This window comes from Micromonospora sp. NPDC049366 (assembly GCF_044466625.1).
GTDB lineage: Bacteria > Actinomycetota > Actinomycetes > Mycobacteriales > Micromonosporaceae > Micromonospora.
Map to the genome: position 1 here is coordinate 258,585 of NZ_JBITMV010000006.1, position 18,149 is coordinate 276,733.

Genomic DNA, 18,149 nt, shown 5'->3' on the forward strand with positions numbered 1-18,149 from the left:
GAGACTGCCCGCGAAGGGGGTGACGGCGGTTCACCCGGGCCGGGTGAACCGCCGTCGGCGCAAAGAGGTGGCGGGGGGGGGGGGGGGGGGCGCCCCCCCCCCCCCCCCCCCCCCCCCCCGCCGCGGGGGGGGGGGGGGGGGGGGGGGGGGGGGGGGGGGGGGGGGGCCCCCGCCGGGGGGGGGGCCGGGGGGGCGGGGCGCGGGGGGGGGGGGCCCCCCCCCCCCCCCCCCCCCCCCCCCCCCCCCCCCCCCCCGCCGGAGGGAGGAGGCAGGTTCGGATGGGTTACGACGTCTCGGCGAGCGTCACGGTTGTCGTCGCCTCCGCGCCGTTCCGCTTGTAGTGCACCTCGACCCGGTCACCCACCTTGCCGGCCTGCACCGCGCCGACCAGATCGTCCGAGTCGTTGATCACCTTGTCGCCGAAGCGGGTGACGACGTCACCGCGCTGGAGGCCGGCCTTCTCGGCCGGGCTGCCCTGGGTGACCGCCGCGATCAGCGCGCCGCCGCCCTCGGCCATGTTCACGCTGACCCCGAGGGACGGGTGGCTGACCTTCTCGCCGCGCTGGAGCTTGCCGGCGACGTCCTTGGCCTTGTTGCTGGGGATGGCGAAGCCGACGCCGATGTTGCCGGTGCTCTGCCCGGAGGTGGCGATCGCGGTGTTGATGCCGATGACCTCGCCCCGGGTGTTGACCAGCGCACCGCCGGAGTTACCCGGGTTGATCGGCGCGTCGGTCTGCAGCAGGCCGGCGATCGAGCTGGCGGCCTGGCGCGGGTCCTGCTGCTGGCCCCCCTCGCCCGCCTGAATGGTGCGGTCCCGGGCGCTGAGGATGCCCGCGGTGACCGAGCCCTGGAGGCCGAGCGGGCTGCCCAGGGCGAGCACCTGGTCGCCGACCTGCATGGCGTCGCTGTCGCCGAACGTGGCCGCCTTGAGGCCGCTGACCCCGTTGGCCTTCACGACCGCGAGGTCGGTCTTCGGGTCGGTGCCCTTGATCTCCGCCTCGGCGGTCTTGCCGTCGGCGAAGACCACCCGGACGGTGTCACCGTCGGCCGAGGCGACGACGTGGTTGTTGGTGAGCACGTAGCCGTCGGTCGTGAGGATCACGCCGGAGCCCTCGCCGTTGTCGGTGGCGATGGAGACGACGCTGTCCTGCACCGAGGCGGCGATCCGCGGCAGGTCCGCGCTGTTGATCACCGGGGCGGCGGAGTAGGTGCGGGTGATGCCGCCACCGTCGCCGTCGAGGGCGAGCGCGAGCGCGCCGCCGGCCACACCGGAGCCGAGCATCAGGGCGACCACCGCGACGCCGGCGCCGGCGAACTTGGCGATCCGGCTGGGGCGTGGCCCGGTGTGCTGGCCCGCCGGCACGGCCCACGGGGGCGCGGACTGGCCGGTCGGGTGCTGCGGCTGCGTCCCGTACGCGCCCGGGTGGCCCGTCTGCGTCTGCTGCCCGTACGCACCCGGCTGGCCCCCGCCGGCCCAGCCGGAGTGCTGGTTCGGATACCAGTGGCCACCCGGGTAACCGCCGGCGGTCGCCTGCGGATAAGCGTGCTGGCCGGGGACCGGCTGGCCGGGCTGGGCCGGGAGCGGCTGCCCGTGCTGGCCGGGCTGGGCCGGGAGCGGCTGGCCGGGCTGGGCGTGCGGTCCGGCGACGGGCTCGCCGTGCGGCCCCGCGACCGCCTGGCCCTGCGGCCCGGTGACCGGCTGACCGCTGGCGGGCTGGGTCGGGGCGGCGGCGGTCGGCTCGTAGCCGGTGGCCGGGGCTCCCGAGGCGGGCGTGGCGGCGATGGGAGCGGTGGTGTCGTTGTCCCGGGCAACCGTCCCGGCCACGGCCGGGTCGTCGGTGGTCGGGGAGTCGGACTGCGCGCGCTCCACGCGCGGCAGCTCGGCGCTGGGGTACGACGGCTCGGCGTCGGTGGGGGCCGGCCGGTGCTGCGGGTCGGACTCGTACTCGGTCATGGAACCACCTTCTCCCTCGCCACTGCGACCAGGCTGAAATCGGCCTGGAAGTTGGCTGAAAGTCACTCGGCGCCCTCGGCGCTCTCCGGAACCAGCGGCAGGCGTACGCGGAACGTCGCCCCACCACCGGGCGTCTCCCCCACCTCGACCGTGCCGTGGTGGGCGCTCACCAGCGCCGCCACGATGGCCAGCCCCAGGCCGGTGCCGGTGTTCCCGCCGGCCCGTCGGGTCCGCGCCGCGTCGGCCCGGTAGAACCGCTCGAAGACCCGTTCGGCCTGCTCCGGCGAGAGGCCGGGGCCGGTGTCGGCCACCTCGACCACGGCCAGGTTGCCGGGCTCGGCGCGCAGCCGCAGGGTCACCGAGGCGTCCGGTGGCGTATGGGTCAGCGCGTTGGTCATCAGATTGCCGATCACCTGCCGGAGCCGCGCGTCGTCGCCGAGCACCACCAGCGGGCCCGACCCGGGCTCGATCTCCAGCTGGATGCGCCGGTCCGGCGCGACCGCGCGGGCCGCCTGGACCGCGTCGCCGGCGAGCACCGGCAGCTCCACCGGGGCCAGCGAGATCGGCCGCTCCCGGTCCAGCCGGGCGAGCAGCAGCAGATCCTCCACCAGCAGCCCCATCCGGGCCGCCTCGTCCTCGATCCGGCGCAGCAGCCCGGCCGTCTGCTCCGGCTCCCGGGCCGCCCCCTGCCGGTACAGCTCGGCGAAGCCGCGGATGGTGGTCAGCGGCGTGCGCAGCTCGTGCGAGGCGTCCGCGACGAACTGCCGCATCCGCTCCTCGGAGCGCCGGGCGCGCGCCTCCGACGCCTGCGCGGAGGCGGCGGCGTCGCGGGCGGCCACCTCGGCCGAGCGGGCGGCCGTCTCGGAGGCCGCCCGGGCGGTGAACGCCGCCTCGATCTGGGTGAGCATGGCGTTCAGCGCGCGCGACAGCCGCCCCAACTCCGAGGTCGGGTAGTCCTGACCCTCCTCCGGGTCGGGCACCCGGCGGGTCAGGTCACCGCCGGCGATCGCGGCGGCCGTGCGTTCGATCTCCACCAGCGGCTTCAGGCTGGTCCGCACGATCGCCGCGCCGAGCGAGGCGAGCAGGATCAGCACCGAGCCGCCGACCAGCAGGTCGATCCAGACCAGCCGCGTCACCGCCCGGTCGACGTCGGTGAGGGGCTGACCGACGGCCAGCACCGAACCGTCCGGCTGCGCCGCGTAGTACACCCGCCAGCGGATCTGGTGGTCCTGGGAGCGCACGGTGATCGGCTCGCCCTCCAGCGAGACGAAGCCCCGCAGGTCGGTGGGGAACTTCGGCAGCTGTTGCGGGTCCAGGCTGAAGTCGTCGTACCTCGGTTGGTAGACCGCCTGCGGGTCGGCCAGGGAGACGACGTAGTCGCTGGGCAGGGTGGCCTTCACCTCGCCGGTGCGCAGCTGGGGAAGGAACTGGCCGAGGCCCTGCGACGCGGACAGGATCTGGCTGTCGACCTGGCCCACCAGGTAGCTGCGGAGGAAGAAGGTGGTCAGCGAACTGATCACCAGGAGGGCGAGCGCGACCAGCGTGAGGACGGCGGTGACCAGCTTCAACCGCAGCGGTACGCTGCGCAGCCGTCCCTTCGCCTGTTGGACCGCGTTCACGCCGCCGGCTTGCGCAGCACGTAACCGACGCCCCGCAGAGTGTGGATGAGCCGGGGCTGGGTGGTGTCGACCTTGCGCCGCAGGTAGGAGATGTAGGACTCGACGATGTTGTCGTCGCCGCGGAAGTCGTAGTTCCACACGTGGTCGAGGATCTGCGCCTTGGACAGCACTCGGTTGGCGTTGAGCATCAGGTAGCGCAGCAGCTTGAACTCGGTGGGCGACAGCTGCACCCGCTGACCGGCGCGGTAGACCTCGTGGGTCTCCTCGTCCAGCTCCAGGTCGGCGAAGGTCAGCCGGGACGGCGCCGGCTCGCCGCTGCTCGTGCGGCGCAGCACGGCCCGGATCCGCGCGGTGAGCTCCTCCAGGCTGAACGGCTTGGTGACGTAGTCGTCGCCGCCGAGGGTCAGCCCGCGGATCTTGTCGTCGGTCGCGTCCCGCGCGGTCAGGAAGACCACCGGCGTACGGGTGCCGCCCTCGCGCAGCATCCGGATGACCTCGAAACCGTCCAGGTCGGGCAGCATGACGTCCAGCACCACCAGGTCGGGTCGGTGGTCCTTGGCGGCGACCAGCGCCGCGCTGCCGCTGGTCGCGGTAGCCACGTCGAAGCCCGCGAAGCGCAGGCTCGCGGAGAGCAACTCGAGGATGTTGGGGTCGTCCTCGACGACGAGCAGTCGCGCCTCGGTCTGGGTAGCGGGCATGGCCCCATCATCCGCGCCCTCGCTGCGCCCGCGCTGGACGGTTCCTGGAAAAAACCTGTGAGCACGCGATGCGCCAGCTGCCCTTGGTCGATCATGCGTTGGCGGCGCCGGAAAGTCGAGATCCCGCGCCGTCCCGCCGCACCGTCAGCGGAGCAGCCGGCGCAGCCCGTCCAGGGCGCCGTCGAGCAGCCGGATCGCGGTGGTGAGCTGGGCGTCGCTGAACCGGCGGGCGCGGACCAGGCGGCCCACCTCGCCGGTGAAGGCGGCGAGCCGCTCGTCGAACTCGGTGAGCAGGCCGGGCGCCGGCTCGGGACGCGGCGGCGGTCCCGGCACGAACGGCGGCGCCTCCCACCGGCTCCGGCGGGTCTGCCGGGCGGCCTCCCGCAGCTCCCGCTTCAGGTCGCGGACCGAACCGCGCACCTCGGTCTGGATCTCGCCGGCGAGGGCGGAGAGGTCCTCCACCGACGCGGCGATGTCCGACTCCAGGGTGGCCAGCTCACCCGCGCGCCGGCGCAGCTCGTCGCGGCCGGCGGCGGTGATGTCGTACGTCTTGCGGCCACCGGCGGCGGTGTGGCTGACCAGCCCCTCCGCCTCCAGGCGTTGAAGGCGGGGATAGATGGTGCCGGCGCTCGGGGCGTACAGGCCGAGGAAGCGGTCCTCCAACAGCCGGATCAGCTCGTAGCCGTGCTTCGGCCCGTCGTCGAGGAGCTTGAGCAGGTAGAGCCGGAGCCGCCCGTGACTGAAGACGCCCGTCACGGCAGCTCCCCCTCCTCGTCGTCCACCCGCCGGGCGAGCAGCGCGATGCTGCCGGAGGTGGCGGACGCCCAGAGCTTACCGTCGCCCGCGCCGAGCACTCCCTCGCTGTTGCTCACCGAGCCGATGGTCGACTCCGTGCGCACCTGGGGGAAGCCGCTGGTGATGCGGCCGGCGGTGGTGTGCAGCCGGACGGCCAGGTCGCTGTCCTCCCGGACCCGGACGGTGATGCTGCCGGAGATGGTGTGCAGCCGGATCTCGCTGCGGCGCGGGTTGTCCAGGTCGCAGGTGATCGCACCGGACACCGTCTGCGCCCGGACCTGCCCGGCCGCGCTGTCGGCGAGGATCACCTCGCCGGAGACGGTCTCGATGCCGAGGTCACCGGCGACTCCGAGCGCCTCGACCGGACCGGAGACGATCTTCGCGTTGGTCGTGCCGCGCAGCCCCATCAGCGTGATCTGCCCGGACGTGACGTCGGCCTTCGTCTGCCGGCGCAGGCCGGAGACGACCAGCGGACCGTCGACCAGCCGCAGGTCGGCGGCCACGTCGGCGGGGACCGCGAGGGAGACGTCCACGCGGGACCACCCCCACGGCCCCCACCACCACAGGTCCGACCAGCGCCGGCCGCGCTCCTGCCGGACGTCGAGCCGCCCGTCGCGGAGCTCGACCAGGACGGGCCGCCGGCCCACCCGGGTCACGTCCACCCGGGCCGGCCCGTCCGTGGCCACCACGTTGAGTCGACCGCTGAACAGCCGGACGTTCAGCCGGGTGACCGGCCCGTCCAGGGTGAGCCGCTGCGGGCCGTCGACGGTCCACCCGGTCATGTCGTCCTCCCCTCACGACACGCCGACGGCGCGTCCGACGGGACGAACAGTAACGCGATACATCGCGATAACACAAGACGTGTCGCGACGTCGCTACGCGGCCAGGTCGAGCCCCCGGACCGCCTCGACCGGCCGCCCGGCGGCCAGCTCGCCGCCACCGGAGGGAACGAGCGCCACCGGGACGTCCGCACCCACCGGCACCATGACCGGCACGTCCGCGCCCACCGGCACCGCGTCCCGGCGCGCGGCGGGCGCCACCGGGGCGGGCACCAGGTGCACCGCGGACTCGGCGGCCCGGGCGAGCACCCGCCGGTCCGCGTCGCCCGCCGGGTGCAGCGCGGCGGCGACCGTCACCCGCACCTCCAGGTTCCGGGCAGCCACCACCCGGCGCACCGAGCGCAGCAGGGTCTCCTCGCCGAGGAAGGCGGCTGCGGTGGTGGCGGAGTTCGTCGCCGCGGAGCGGTAACTCAGCCGCAGCGGCACCACCGGCGCGCCGGCGTCGACCGCCGCCTGGAACAGGGCCGGCCGGAAGCCGCCCACCGGGCGGCAGTCGACCGCGCCCTCCCCCGCGCACCAGGTCGTACCCTCGGGAAAGACCGCCACCGGGTGGCCCGCACGCAGGGCGTCGGCGGCCCGGGCCACCGTGGCCGGCAGGTCCCGGGGCCGCGCCCGGTCCACGAAGATCGTGCCCGCGGCGGCGGCCAGCAACCCGACCAGCGGCCAGGAGCGGACCTCCCGCTTGGCCACCATCCGGGCCGGTCCCACCGCGAGGATCACCAGGATGTCCAGCCACGACACGTGGTTGGCGACCAGCAGCGAGCGACGCCGGGGCAGCCGGCCACGCACCACCAGTCGGATGCTGAGGGCCCGCGCCGTCCCCCGGGCCCAGGCGCGCAACGCGGCCTGCCCGTCCCGCGCGGGCAGCAGCGGCAGCACCGCGACCAGCCCGACACCGGCCAGGAGCATGCCGGCCCCGGCGAGCAGACGACCCACCCGCCGCGCCACCGGCACGGACGGCACCTCGCCCGCCGCCGGCAGGCACTGTTCGCCGCAGCCGGACGAGGGGCGCCACAGGTCGTACGCCATGGTGCTCACCCCTCCGCCCCGCCCAGGAAGTGCCGCAGGTAGCGCGGGTTCATCCGATCCATCGAGAAGAGCACGTAGAAGTCCGCCACCTGGAAGTCCGGGTCGTACGACGGCTCGCCGCAGATCCAGGCACCCAGCCGCAGGTAGCCGCGGAGCAGCGGCGGCACCAGGGCACGGCCGGCCGCGCCGCCGAGGGGCGGGTACGCGTCGACCGGCACCTCGGCGAACCAGGGCCGCAGCGGGCGGACCCGCAGCGGCGGCGGCGCGAGGTGCCGGGCCTGGGCCTGCGCCCACACCTCCGCCGCGGCCTGCCCGCCGTCGGACACCGGCACCGACGCGCACCCGCCCAGCCACCGGGAGCCGCGCAGGTGCAGGTACCGGGAGATGCCGGCCCACATCAGGTTGATCACCGCGCCGGTGCGGTGGTCCGGGTGAACGCAGGAGCGGCCCGCCTCGACGAGGTCGTCCCGCAGCGGGGCGTGCGGGCCAAGGTCGAACTCCGTCTCCGCATACCGGCGGTCGGCCCGCCCGGGGGGCAGCAGCCGGTACGTCCCGACCACCTGCCCGGTGCTCTCCTGCCGGACGATCAGGTGGTCGCAGTACGGGTCGAAGGGGTCCACGTCCAGCCCTTCGCCCCCGGGGTGCAGGGTGGCGCCGAGTTCGGTGGCGAACACCTCGTGGCGCAGGCGTTGCGCGGCCGCGACCTGTGTCGGGTCGTCGGCGATCGACAGGGTGTAACCGCTGGTGGAGAGGGGGGTCCCAGCGGCGTGCAGAACGGCCATGGGATCTGTGTAGGTGCCGTGGGTTGCCGGCCCGGGTGGCGAGGAGTGTCGATCCGGTGAACGGCGGTCGGCGGCCCGTGTGCGCCCGACCCGGCCCAGCGTGCGAGGCTGCCGGGCGGGACCCGGCGACGACGCCGGGCCACGTCCACCCGGAGGTCGCCGATGCGTGTCGAATCCCGCTACAACGGGCCGCCCGGCTCGGGCAACGGCGGATGGAGCGCCGGCACCTTCGCCACCGCCACCGGGCTCCCCGGGCCGGTCGAGGTGACGCTGCGCCGACCGCCGCCGCTGGACACACCGCTCTCCGTGGTCGACGGCGAGGTCCACGACCCGGCCGGACGCGTCGTCGCCGAGGTACGCCCGACGGACGACGTCGACGCGGTCGTACCGCCGGTGGACCGGGCGGACGCGGTCCGCGTCTCGGCCGCGTACCCCGGGTTCGTCGACCACCCCTTCCCCGACTGCTACGTCTGCGGTCCACGTCGGGCGGACGGGCTGCGGATCTTCCCCGGCCGGCTGCCGGACGGGCGCACGGCCGCCCCGTTCCGCGCGCCCGCCGAGGTCACGACGGCGACGGTGTGGGCGGCGCTGGACTGCCCCGGCGGGTGGGCGGTGATCGCCCCGGGCCGCCCGTACGTCCTGGGGCGGATCGCCGCGCTGGTCGACGCGCTTCCGGAACCGGGCGACGAGTGCGTGGTGACCGGCGTGACGATCGGGGTCGAGGGGCGCAAGGCGCGGGTCGGCACCAGCCTCTACGGCCCGACCGGCGCGCTGCTGGCCACCGCCCGGGCGACCTGGATCGCGCTGCCCGGCTCGGCGACCTGAGCGGCCCGGTAGTCCCTCAGGATGACCCGGCTCCTGCTGGAGGTGGAGACCAAGGTAGGGACCGCGCCTGATTGACCTTGTTGCGCGGGCCCGTCACGCTGTGCAACGGCGTACCTCGACGCCACCCGCACGGGAGGAGAACGATGTCTGACGGGCAGCGAAGCCCCACCACCGACGGTCAGATCGTGGTGACCGGCCTGACGAAGCAGTACAAGAACGTCCGGGCGGTCAACAACCTGTCCTTCACGGTCGAGCCGGGTCGGGTGACCGGCTTCCTCGGCCCGAACGGCGCCGGGAAGACCACCACCCTGCGCATGCTGTTGAACCTGGTCACGCCGACCGGCGGCACGGCCACCATCAGCGGCGCCCGGTACGCTGACCTCGCCGAGCCGCTGCGGCACGTCGGCGCGGTGCTGGAGGCCTCCAGCGCGCACAAGGGCCGCACCGGGATCAACCACCTGCGGGTGATCTGCGCGGCGGCCGGGCTGCCGAAGCAGCGGGCCGAGGAGGCGCTGGCGCTGGTCGGGCTCTCCCCGGCGGCGAAGCGCAAGTTCAAGGGCTACTCGCTCGGCATGAAGCAGCGGCTCGGCATCGCGGCCGCGATGCTCGGCGCCCCCCGGGTGCTGATCCTCGACGAGCCGGCCAACGGGCTGGACCCGGAGGGCATCCGGTGGATGCGCGGGTTCCTCAAGAACCTGGCCCAGGAGGGGCGCACCGTCCTGGTCTCCAGCCACCTGCTGTCGGAGATGCAGCTGCTCGCCGACGACGTGGTGATCATCGCGGCCGGTCAGCTGGTTCGGCAGGGACCGGTCGACCAGGTGATCGGCTCCATGGCGCAGAGCACGCGGGTCCGGGTCCGCACCCCGCAGGCCGACGCGCTGGCCACCGCGCTCAAGGGTCAGTCCGCCGTCGTCGACACCGACGAGCACGGCACCCTGCTGGTCGCCGGGGTGGACGCCCCGACGGTCGGCCGGACCGCCCTGGCCGCCGGCATCGAGCTGCACGAACTGACCACGGAACGCCCCGACCTGGAAGGCGTCTTCCTGGAGCTGACGGCCGGAAAGGCGGGCATCCGATGAACCTCGTCCGAGCCGAACTGCTCAAGATCCGCAGTACCAACACCTGGTGGGTCTTCGCGCTGATCTCGCTGCCGCTCTGGGCGCTCACCCTGCTGATCAACTGGCTGCAGTCCGACGCCCTCACCAGCGGGAACCTCGGCGAGATGTCGCCGGAGCAGGCCGCCCAGCTCTCGGCGGCGGCCCACCCGGACGCCCTCTCGGCGAACCTCTTCACCACCGGGCAGTTCTTCGGTCTGCTCATCGTGATGCTGCTCGGCATCATCGTGGTGACCAGCGAGTTCTTCCATCAGACGGTGACCACCACGTTCCTCACGTCGCCGCACCGCAGCGCCGTGATGGCCGCCAAGCTGGTCGCGGCGGCGCTCCTCGCGCTGCTCTTCTGGGTGGTCACCACCGCGATCAACCTGATCGCCGGGTCGGCGGTCCTGAAGGCCATCGGTGTCGGCAGCCAGCTCGGCAACGCCGCCGCCTGGGAGGCGATCGGGCTCAACGGGCTCGCGTACCTGCTCTGGGGGGTCCTCGGCGTGGGCCTCGGCGTGCTGATCCGCAGCCAGATCGGCGCCACCGTCACCGGCATCCTGCTCTACCTGGGCGGCACCATCGGCGCGGCGATCGCGATCAGTGTCCTCGCGAGCCGGTTCGGCGATTGGATCAACGACCTCCAGCTGCTGGTGCCGTCGCTGGCCTCGTCGCTGATGGTCACCGGCGCCGAGATCCCGGGCAACCCGCCGCGCTGGGCGGGCGCCGTCGTGCTCATCGGGTACGCGGTCGTCGCCGGGGCGATCGGCACCCTCACCCTGCGCCAGCGGGACATCTCCTGACCGGGCGGTTCCGGGGCGGTGACGGCACGGTCACCACCCCGGAACCGGCGGGTCCGACCGGCGCCGATCCTCCCCGGTCGGGCATCGGTACGGATAGTCGGTCCCTTACCAGTCAGCAAAGGGACACGCAGCGCTTGCGGAACTTCTGGCATCTTCTGTGAATCCGACCACGCAACCGAGGCGGAAATGCCTGCCGCATCCGTACGGCGTAGCCTTGGAGCCGTCTCGATTGCGTCCGCACGTGGGCGTGCGAGACGCCGCGTGACACACAAACCCGCGTGAAAGAGGCGATTACCGGCCGTGTCGACCCAGCAGACTTCGCAGGAGAACCCACTGGCGGGTTTCGGCCCGAACGAGTGGATCGTCGAGGAGATGTACCAGCGGTACCTCGCCGACCCCAAGAGCGTCGATTCGGCCTGGCACGACTTCTTCGCCGACTACCGCCCCGCGCCCGGCGCCGGCACCCCGCGTCCTGACGCCAAGCCGGTCCCCGCCGCGGCTCCGGAGCCCGCCGAGCAGCAGGAGGCCGTGGCCGCCGTCACCCAGCCCGCCGCGGCGGCCCCGGCCGCCGCCCCGGCCCGGCCGGCGGCCGCGAAGACCGCGGCGCCCGCCAAGCCCGCCGCCCCGGCGAAGGCGCCCGCGCCGGCCGCCAAGGCGACCCCGGCCAAGGCCGCCGCCCCGACCGCCACCGGCCCACAGACCACCCCGCTGCGCGGTGTCGCCGCGAAGATCGTCCAGAACATGGACGCCTCGCTGAGCGTGCCGACCGCGACCAGCGTGCGCGCGGTCCCGGCCAAGCTCCTGGTCGACAACCGGATCGTGATCAACAACCACCTCGCCCGTGGGCGCGGCGGCAAGGTCAGCTTCACCCACCTCATCGGCTACGCGATGGTCCGGGCGCTGGTGCAGCACCCGGAGATGAACAACTCGTACGCCGAGGTCGACGGCAAGCCGACGCTGGTCCGGCCCGAGCACGTCAACCTGGGCATCGCGATCGACCTGACCAAGCCCGACGGCAGCCGCAACCTGGTGGTCCCCTCCATCAAGGCCTGCGAGCAGATGGACTTCCGGCAGTTCTGGCAGGCGTACGAGGACGTGGTCCGGCGCGCCCGCCGTAACGAACTGACCATGGACGACTACTCCGGCACCACCATCTCGCTGACCAACCCCGGCGGCATCGGCACCGTCCACTCGATGCCGCGGCTCATGCAGGGGCAGAGCGCGATCATCGGGGTCGGCGCGATGGAGTACCCGGCGCCCTACCAGGGCATGTCCGAGGCCACCCTCGCGGAGCTCGCGGTCAGCAAGGTCATCACGCTGACCAGCACGTACGACCACCGGATCATCCAGGGCGCGCAGTCCGGCGAGTTCCTCAAGGTCATGCACGAGCTGATCCTCGGCGAGCACGGCTTCTACGACCAGCTCTTCACCTCGCTGCGCATCCCCTACGAGCCGGTGCGCTGGGTCCGCGACGTCGCGGTCGACAGCGAGGGCCAGATCAACAAGACCGCGCGGGTGCACGAGCTGATCCACGCGTACCGGGTCCGCGGTCACCTGATGGCCGACACCGACCCGCTCGAGTTCAAGATCCGCAAGCACCCCGACCTGGACGTGCTCCAGCACGGGCTGACCCTGTGGGACCTGGACCGGACCTTCCCGGTCAACGGCTTCGCCGGCAAGCAGCGGATGAAGCTGCGCGAGATCCTCGGCGTGCTGCGCGACTCCTACTGCCGCCGGGTCGGCATCGAGTACATGCACATCCAGGACCCGGAGGAGCGGCGCTGGCTCCAGGAGCGGATCGAGCGCAAGTACGAGAAGCCCGCCGCCGACGAGCAGAAGCACGTGCTCAACCGGCTGAACGCCGCCGAGGCGTTCGAGACCTTCCTCCAGACGAAGTACGTCGGGCAGAAGCGGTTCTCGCTGGAGGGCGGCGAGTCGCTGATCCCGCTGCTCGGTGAGGTGCTGGAGGCGTCCGCCGAGGGCGGTCTCGACGAGGTTGTCATCGGCATGGCGCACCGGGGTCGGCTCAACGTGCTGGCCAACATCGTCGGCAAGCCGTACGAGAAGATCTTCTCGGAGTTCGAGGGGCACCTCGACCCGCGGTCGACGCAGGGCTCCGGCGACGTGAAGTACCACCTCGGCCAGAACGGCAAGTTCACGACGCCGGACGGCGAGCACTCGGTCAAGGTCTCGCTGGTGGCCAACCCGTCCCACCTGGAGGCCGTCGACCCGGTGCTGGAGGGCATCGTCCGGGCCAAGCAGGACCGGATCGACCTCAAGCTGGAGGGCTACACCGTCCTGCCGCTGGCGGTGCACGGTGACGCCGCGTTCGCCGGCCAGGGTGTCGTCGCCGAGACGCTCAACCTCTCCCAGCTGCGCGGCTACCGCACCGGCGGCACCGTGCACGTGGTGGTCAACAACCAGGTCGGCTTCACCACCGCCCCGGAATACTCGCGGTCCAGCCTCTACAGCACCGACGTGGCCCGGATGATCCAGGCCCCGATCTTCCACGTCAACGGCGACGACCCCGAGGCGGTCGTACGGGTCGCCCGGCTGGCGTTCGAGTACCGCCAGGCGTTCAACAAGGACGTCGTGATCGACATGGTCTGCTACCGGCGGCGTGGGCACAACGAGGGCGACGACCCGTCGATGTCCAACCCGCAGATGTACAAGATCATTGACTCGAAGCGGTCGGTGCGGAAGCTGTACACCGAGGAGCTGATCGGTCGCGGCGACATCACCGTGGAGGACGCGGAGGAGCTGCTGCGCGACTACCAGGCGCAGCTGGAGCGGGTCTTCAAAGCCACCCGCGACGCCGCCACGGCGCCCCGGCAGCTCAGCCGGCCGCGCCGCGAGGATGAGCCGGAGCCGCAGGTCGACACCGCCACCGACGCCTCGGTCGTCCGGGCGATCGGTGAGGCGCACGTCAACCTGCCGGAGGGCTTCACCCCGCACAAGCGGATCCAGCAGCTGCTCGAGCGGCGGGCCAAGATGTCCGTCGAGGGCAACATCGACTGGGGCTTCGGCGAGATCATCGCGTTCGGGTCGCTGCTGCACGACGGCGTGACCGTCCGGCTCGCCGGGCAGGATTCGCGCCGCGGCACGTTCGTGCAGCGGCACGCCTCGATCGTCGACTCGCGCACCGGCGACGACTACCTGCCGCTGAAGTCGCTCACCGCCGACGGCGAGCGGTCCCGGTTCTTCGTGCACGACTCGCTGCTCAGCGAGTACGCGGCGATGGGCTTCGAGTACGGCTACTCGGTGGAGAACATCAACGCGCTGGTCGCCTGGGAGGCCCAGTTCGGCGACTTCGTCAACGGCGCCCAGTCGGTGATCGACGAGTTCGTCTCCTCCGGCGAGGTCAAGTGGGGGCAGCGCTCCGCGGTGACCCTGCTGCTGCCGCACGGTCACGAGGGCCAGGGCCCGGACCACACCTCCGGCCGTCCGGAGCGGTTCCTCCAGCTCTGCGCCGAGGACAACATGCGGGTCGCCATCCCGACCACGCCGGCGAACTACTTCCACCTGCTGCGCCGCCAGGCCCTGTCGCCGAAGCGCAAGCCGCTGGTGGTGTTCACGCCGAAGTCGCTGCTGCGGCACCGGCTCTGCATCTCGTCGGTCGAGGACTTCACCACCGGCACGTTCCAGCCGGTGCTGGCCGACCTGGCCGCCCCGGCGCCGGAGTCGGTGAAGCGGGTGCTGCTCTGCTCCGGCAAGGTCTACTACGACCTGTACCAGGCCCGGCAGGAGCGCGGCATCACCGACACCGCGATCGTCCGCATCGAGCAGCTCTACCCGATGCCGATCGAGGAGATCCGGGCGGCGCTCGCGCAGTACCCGAACGCCGAGGACTTCGCCTGGGTGCAGGAGGAGCCGGCCAACCAGGGCGCCTGGTCGTTCGTGGCGCTCAACCTGCTGGAGCACCTGTCGGACGTCCGGCTGCGGCGCATCTCCCGCCCGGCGGCGGCCGCCCCGGCGGTCGGTTCGGCGAAGATGCACGAGGTCGAGCAGAACGCGCTGATCGAGGCGGCTCTCCCCCGCCCGTGACCTGACCACACGCGCCGAGAGCCGGGGCAGGGCCGTTGCGACGGTCCTGCCCCGGCTGGCGTCGAGGACCGGCCCGGCCGCATACCGGGCCCGACACGAGGACGTACGGATGTACTTCACCGACCGCGGCATCGAGGAACTGGTCGAGCGCCGGGGCGACGAGCAGATCACCATCGAGTGGCTCGCCGAGCGCCTGCGCGACTTCGTCGACCTGAACCCGGAGTTCGAGACCCCGATCGAGCGCCTGGCCACCTACCTGGCCCGCCTCGACGACGAGGACGACGACTAACCCCCGCCGTTCGCGTTGATCATGAGGTCGTCGCGCGGCGGATCGGCGTGGCGCGGCAACAACTTCATGATCAACGAAGCGGAGGCGGTCACCGGGGCCGGGTGGGTGGGCGCGGGGGGCGTCGCGATCTTCTAGGGTGGGGACGTGGCGCGGAGTGTGTACCTGACCAGCGTCGGGTCGGGCGGGGGCAAGTCGACCATCGCGCTCGGGCTCGCCGAGCTGCTGTCCCGCCAGGTCGGCCGGATCGGCGTGTTCCGCCCGCTGATCGCCGGCACCGGCCCGGACCCGATCCTCGCCCTGCTCCGCGACCGCTACCGGATCGACCTTCCGCCGGCCGACCTCGCCGGAGCCACGTACGCCGAAGCAACCGCCCTGGTCGCCGACGGCCGCCGGGAGGAGCTGATCTCCCGCATCGTGGAGCGGTACCGGGCGGTCGAGCGGCAGTGCCCGGCGGTGGTCGTCGTGGGCAGCGACTTCGACGACACCGGTGACCCGGCCCGCCCCCGCGAACTGGCGTTCAACGCCCGGCTCGCCACCGAGTTCGGCAGCGTCGTGGTGCCCGTGGTCGACGGCTTCGGGCAGGAACCGTCCGCCATCGCGGCGGCGTCCCGCGGCGCGTACCACGACCTGGCCGATCTCGGCGCCACCGTGCTCGCGGTGATCGCCAACCGGGTCCCCGGGCCGATGACGCTGCCCGACCTGCCCGTCCCGGCGTACGCCATCCCGGAGGTGCCCTCCGTGTCGGCCCCGACGGTGGCCGAGGTGGCGACGGCGCTGGACGCGACCCTGCTCGCCGGCGACGAGAGCGCGCTCAGCCGGGACGTCCTCGCCTACGTCGTGGGGGCGGCCCACGTGCCGATCCTGCTCGACCATCTCACCCCGGGCGCCCTGATGATCACCCCGGGCGACCGGGCCGACCTGCTGGTGGCGGCGAGCGCCGCGCACGTGGCCGGGCAGGTCTCCCTGGCCGGGCTCGTGCTCACCCTCGGCGAACAGCCCGACCCACGGGTGATGCGGCTGGTCGAGGAGCTGAACACCGGCCTCGCGGTGCTCTCCGTCGAAACCGACAGCTACGACACGGTGGCCGCGTCCAGCCGGATCGAGGGCCGCCCCAGCCCCGGGAACCCACGCAAGGTCGAGGCCGCGCTCGGCACCTTCGAACGTCACGTCGACACCGACGACCTGGCCCGCCGGCTGCAGGTCAGCCGGGCCACCCGGGTCACGCCGCTGATGTTCGAGAACGAGCTGATCGACCGAGCCCGGACGCGGCCCCGGCACCTCGTGCTGCCGGAGGGCGGAGAGGAGCGCGTCCTGCGCGCGGCGGAGGTGCTGCTGCGCCGCGGCGTCGCCGAGCTGACCCTGCTCGGCCGGCCGGACGACATCGCCCGGCGGGCCCGCGAGCTGGGCGTCGACGTCGACGACGCACGGGTGGTGGACCCGCTCACCAGCGAGTGGCGGGACGATTTCGCCGCCGAGTACGCGCGGCTGCGCGCCCATCGTGGGATCACCGCCGAGCTGGCACACGACATCGTCGCGCAGCCCAACTACTTCGGCACGATGATGGTCAGCACGGGGCACGCCGACGGCATGGTCTCCGGGGCGACGCACACCACCGCGGCCACCATCCGCCCGGCCTTCGAGATCATCCGTACGGTGCCCGGGGTCTCCGTCGCCTCCAGCGTCTTCTTCATGCTGCTCGCCGACCGGGTCCTGGTCTACGGCGACTGCGCGGTCAACCGCGACCCGGACGCCGCCCAGCTCGCCGACATCGCGATCTCGTCGGCCGACACCGCCGCCCGGTTCGGCATCGAGCCGCGGGTGGCGATGCTGTCGTACTCGACCGGCAGCTCCGGCGCCGGGGAGGACGTGGAGAAGGTCGCGGCGGCCACCGCGCTGGTCCGGGAGCGCCGGCCCGACCTGCTGGTCGAGGGGCCGATCCAGTACGACGCCGCGATCGACCCGGCCGTCGCCGCCACGAAGCTGCCCGGCAGCCCCGTCGCCGGCCGCGCGACGGTGTTCATCTTCCCGGACCTCAACACCGGCAACAACACGTACAAGGCGGTGCAGCGCTCCGCCGGGGCGGTCGCGGTCGGCCCGGTCATGCAGGGCCTGCGGCGGCCGGTCAACGACCTGTCCCGGGGCGCCACCGTGCCGGACATCGTCAACACGGTGGCGATCACCGCGATCCAGGCCGCCGCGGAGGAGTCGTCATGAGCCGGGTGCTGGTGCTCAACTGCGGGTCGTCGTCGGTGAAGTACCGGCTCTACGACGGCGACGAGGTCCGCGACAAGGGCACCGTCGAGCGGATCGGCGAGCCGGGCGGCGGTCCGGTCGACCACGAGACGGCGGTCCGCCAGATCCTCGGCACGCTGGACCTGTCCGGGCTGTCCGCCGTGGGGCACCGGGTCGTGCACGGCGGCGAGCGGTTCGGTGAGCCGGTGCTGATCGACGACCAGGTGCTCGACGCGATCCACGACCTCGTCCCGCTGGCGCCGCTGCACAACCCGCCCAACCTGGCCGGCATCGAGGTCGCCCGGGAAGCACTCCCCGGGGTGCCCCAGGTCGCGGTCTTCGACACGGCGTTTCACCGGACGCTGCCCGAGGCCGCTGCGACGTACGCGATCGATCGCGACATCGCCGAGCGGTACGGCGTCCGCCGGTACGGCTTCCACGGCACCTCCCACGCGTACGTGTCGCGGCGCACCGCTGAGCTGCTCGACCGGCCGTACGACCGGCTGAACACCATCACCCTGCACCTGGGCAACGGCGCGAGCGCGTGCGCGGTGGCCGGCGGCCGCAGCGTGGCCACCTCGATGGGGATGTCCCCGCTGGAGGGTCTGGTCATGGGCACCCGCAGCGGCGACCTCGACCCGACCATCATCTTCCACCTGCGCCGCGAGGGCGGGCTGTCCGTGGACGACATCGACGACCTGCTCAACCATCGAAGCGGTCTGCTCGGGCTGGCCGGGGTCAACGACATGCGGGAGGTGCTGGCCCGGCGGGCGGCCGGTGACCCGGCGGCGGCGCTCGCCTTCGACGTCTACTGCCGTCGCCTCACCGGCTACGTCGGGGCGTACTACGCCCTGCTCGGCCGCGTCGACGCGGTGACCTTCACCGCCGGGGTCGGCGAGCACGCCGCGCCGGTGCGGGCCGCCGCGCTGGCCGGGCTCGACCGGCTCGGCATCGCCGTCGACCCGGCGCGCAACGAGGGCCAGGGTGACCGGGTGATCTCGCCGGAGGGCGCCGAGGTCACGGTCTGCGTGATCGCCACCGACGAGGAGCGCGAGATCGCCCGTGCCGCCCGACAGGTGGCCGCCGAGCAGGGCTGACCGGGTCGGTGGTGGGTGCCCGCGAGGCGGTCCCCGGCCGAGCGAC

General features: G+C 73.2%; 13 protein-coding genes and 2 pseudogenes. 7 read left to right on the plus strand and 8 right to left on the minus strand.

Annotation, left to right across the window (positions count from 1 at the left end):
* Positions 1 to 283 precede the first annotated feature (283 nt).
* The 8 genes and pseudogenes from ACIBTV_RS11865 to ACIBTV_RS11900 form a co-directional block, all read right to left on the minus strand.
* The gene (locus tag ACIBTV_RS11865) at positions 284 to 1,954 is read right to left on the minus strand and encodes a trypsin-like peptidase domain-containing protein (protein WP_396703978.1); all 1,671 of its coding nucleotides are present in this window, start codon (positions 1,952 to 1,954) and stop codon (positions 284 to 286) included.
* A gap of 62 nt (positions 1,955 to 2,016) precedes the next feature.
* Positions 2,017 to 3,255, minus strand: a pseudogene (locus ACIBTV_RS11870) (sensor histidine kinase); the annotation flags it as partial.
* Between the two features lie 158 nt (positions 3,256 to 3,413).
* Positions 3,414 to 3,573, minus strand: a pseudogene (locus tag ACIBTV_RS11875) (two-component sensor histidine kinase); the annotation flags it as partial.
* Complete coding sequence (locus tag ACIBTV_RS11880) at positions 3,570 to 4,271, minus strand: response regulator transcription factor (protein WP_396703979.1); 702 nt, start codon at positions 4,269 to 4,271, stop codon at positions 3,570 to 3,572. The gene ACIBTV_RS11880 and the pseudogene ACIBTV_RS11875, both read right to left, overlap by 4 nt.
* A gap of 144 nt (positions 4,272 to 4,415) precedes the next feature.
* Positions 4,416 to 5,027 carry a PadR family transcriptional regulator gene (locus ACIBTV_RS11885; protein ID WP_396703980.1) on the minus strand — a complete coding sequence of 204 codons (612 nt, stop codon included), beginning with the start codon at positions 5,025 to 5,027 and terminating at the stop codon, positions 4,416 to 4,418.
* A complete protein-coding gene (locus ACIBTV_RS11890; protein WP_396703981.1) occupies positions 5,024 to 5,848 on the minus strand; it encodes a DUF4097 family beta strand repeat-containing protein in 825 nt (274 codons plus the stop codon). Before ACIBTV_RS11890 ends, ACIBTV_RS11885 begins: the two co-directional genes overlap by 4 nt.
* A 93-nt stretch (positions 5,849 to 5,941) precedes the next feature.
* Positions 5,942 to 6,943 (minus strand): lysophospholipid acyltransferase family protein, encoded by a 1,002-nt coding sequence (locus ACIBTV_RS11895; RefSeq protein WP_396703982.1) that lies wholly within the window; start codon positions 6,941 to 6,943, stop codon positions 5,942 to 5,944.
* Entirely contained in the window at positions 6,940 to 7,716 is a 777-nt protein-coding gene (locus ACIBTV_RS11900; protein WP_396703983.1) for a GNAT family N-acetyltransferase, read from the minus strand. Before ACIBTV_RS11900 ends, ACIBTV_RS11895 begins: the two co-directional genes overlap by 4 nt.
* Positions 7,717 to 7,878: 162 nt before the next feature.
* Between ACIBTV_RS11900 and ACIBTV_RS11905 the strand changes: the two genes are divergently transcribed.
* The 7 genes from ACIBTV_RS11905 (at position 7,879) to ACIBTV_RS11935 (ending at position 18,103) form a co-directional block, all read left to right on the plus strand.
* Entirely contained in the window at positions 7,879 to 8,541 is a 663-nt protein-coding gene (locus ACIBTV_RS11905) for a hypothetical protein (protein ID WP_396703984.1), read from the plus strand.
* 143 nt (positions 8,542 to 8,684) lie between these two features.
* Positions 8,685 to 9,620 (plus strand): ABC transporter ATP-binding protein, encoded by a 936-nt coding sequence (locus ACIBTV_RS11910; RefSeq protein ID WP_396703985.1) that lies wholly within the window; start codon positions 8,685 to 8,687, stop codon positions 9,618 to 9,620.
* Positions 9,617 to 10,441 carry an ABC transporter permease gene (locus ACIBTV_RS11915; RefSeq protein ID WP_396703986.1) on the plus strand — a complete coding sequence of 275 codons (825 nt, stop codon included), beginning with the start codon at positions 9,617 to 9,619 and terminating at the stop codon, positions 10,439 to 10,441. Before ACIBTV_RS11910 ends, ACIBTV_RS11915 begins: the two co-directional genes overlap by 4 nt.
* 300 nt (positions 10,442 to 10,741) lie before the next feature.
* Complete coding sequence (locus ACIBTV_RS11920; RefSeq protein ID WP_396703987.1) at positions 10,742 to 14,485, plus strand: multifunctional oxoglutarate decarboxylase/oxoglutarate dehydrogenase thiamine pyrophosphate-binding subunit/dihydrolipoyllysine-residue succinyltransferase subunit; 3,744 nt, start codon at positions 10,742 to 10,744, stop codon at positions 14,483 to 14,485.
* Between the two features lie 109 nt (positions 14,486 to 14,594).
* The gene (locus ACIBTV_RS11925) at positions 14,595 to 14,774 is read left to right on the plus strand and encodes a DUF6104 family protein (protein WP_396703988.1); all 180 of its coding nucleotides are present in this window, start codon (positions 14,595 to 14,597) and stop codon (positions 14,772 to 14,774) included.
* Between the two features lie 144 nt (positions 14,775 to 14,918).
* Positions 14,919 to 16,988 carry a phosphate acetyltransferase gene (pta, locus tag ACIBTV_RS11930; RefSeq protein WP_396703989.1) on the plus strand — a complete coding sequence of 690 codons (2,070 nt, stop codon included), beginning with the start codon at positions 14,919 to 14,921 and terminating at the stop codon, positions 16,986 to 16,988.
* A complete protein-coding gene (locus tag ACIBTV_RS11935) occupies positions 16,985 to 18,103 on the plus strand; it encodes an acetate/propionate family kinase (protein WP_396703990.1) in 1,119 nt (372 codons plus the stop codon). The genes pta and ACIBTV_RS11935 overlap by 4 nt, the downstream gene beginning before the upstream one ends.
* The last annotated feature ends 46 nt before the right edge of the window (positions 18,104 to 18,149 follow it).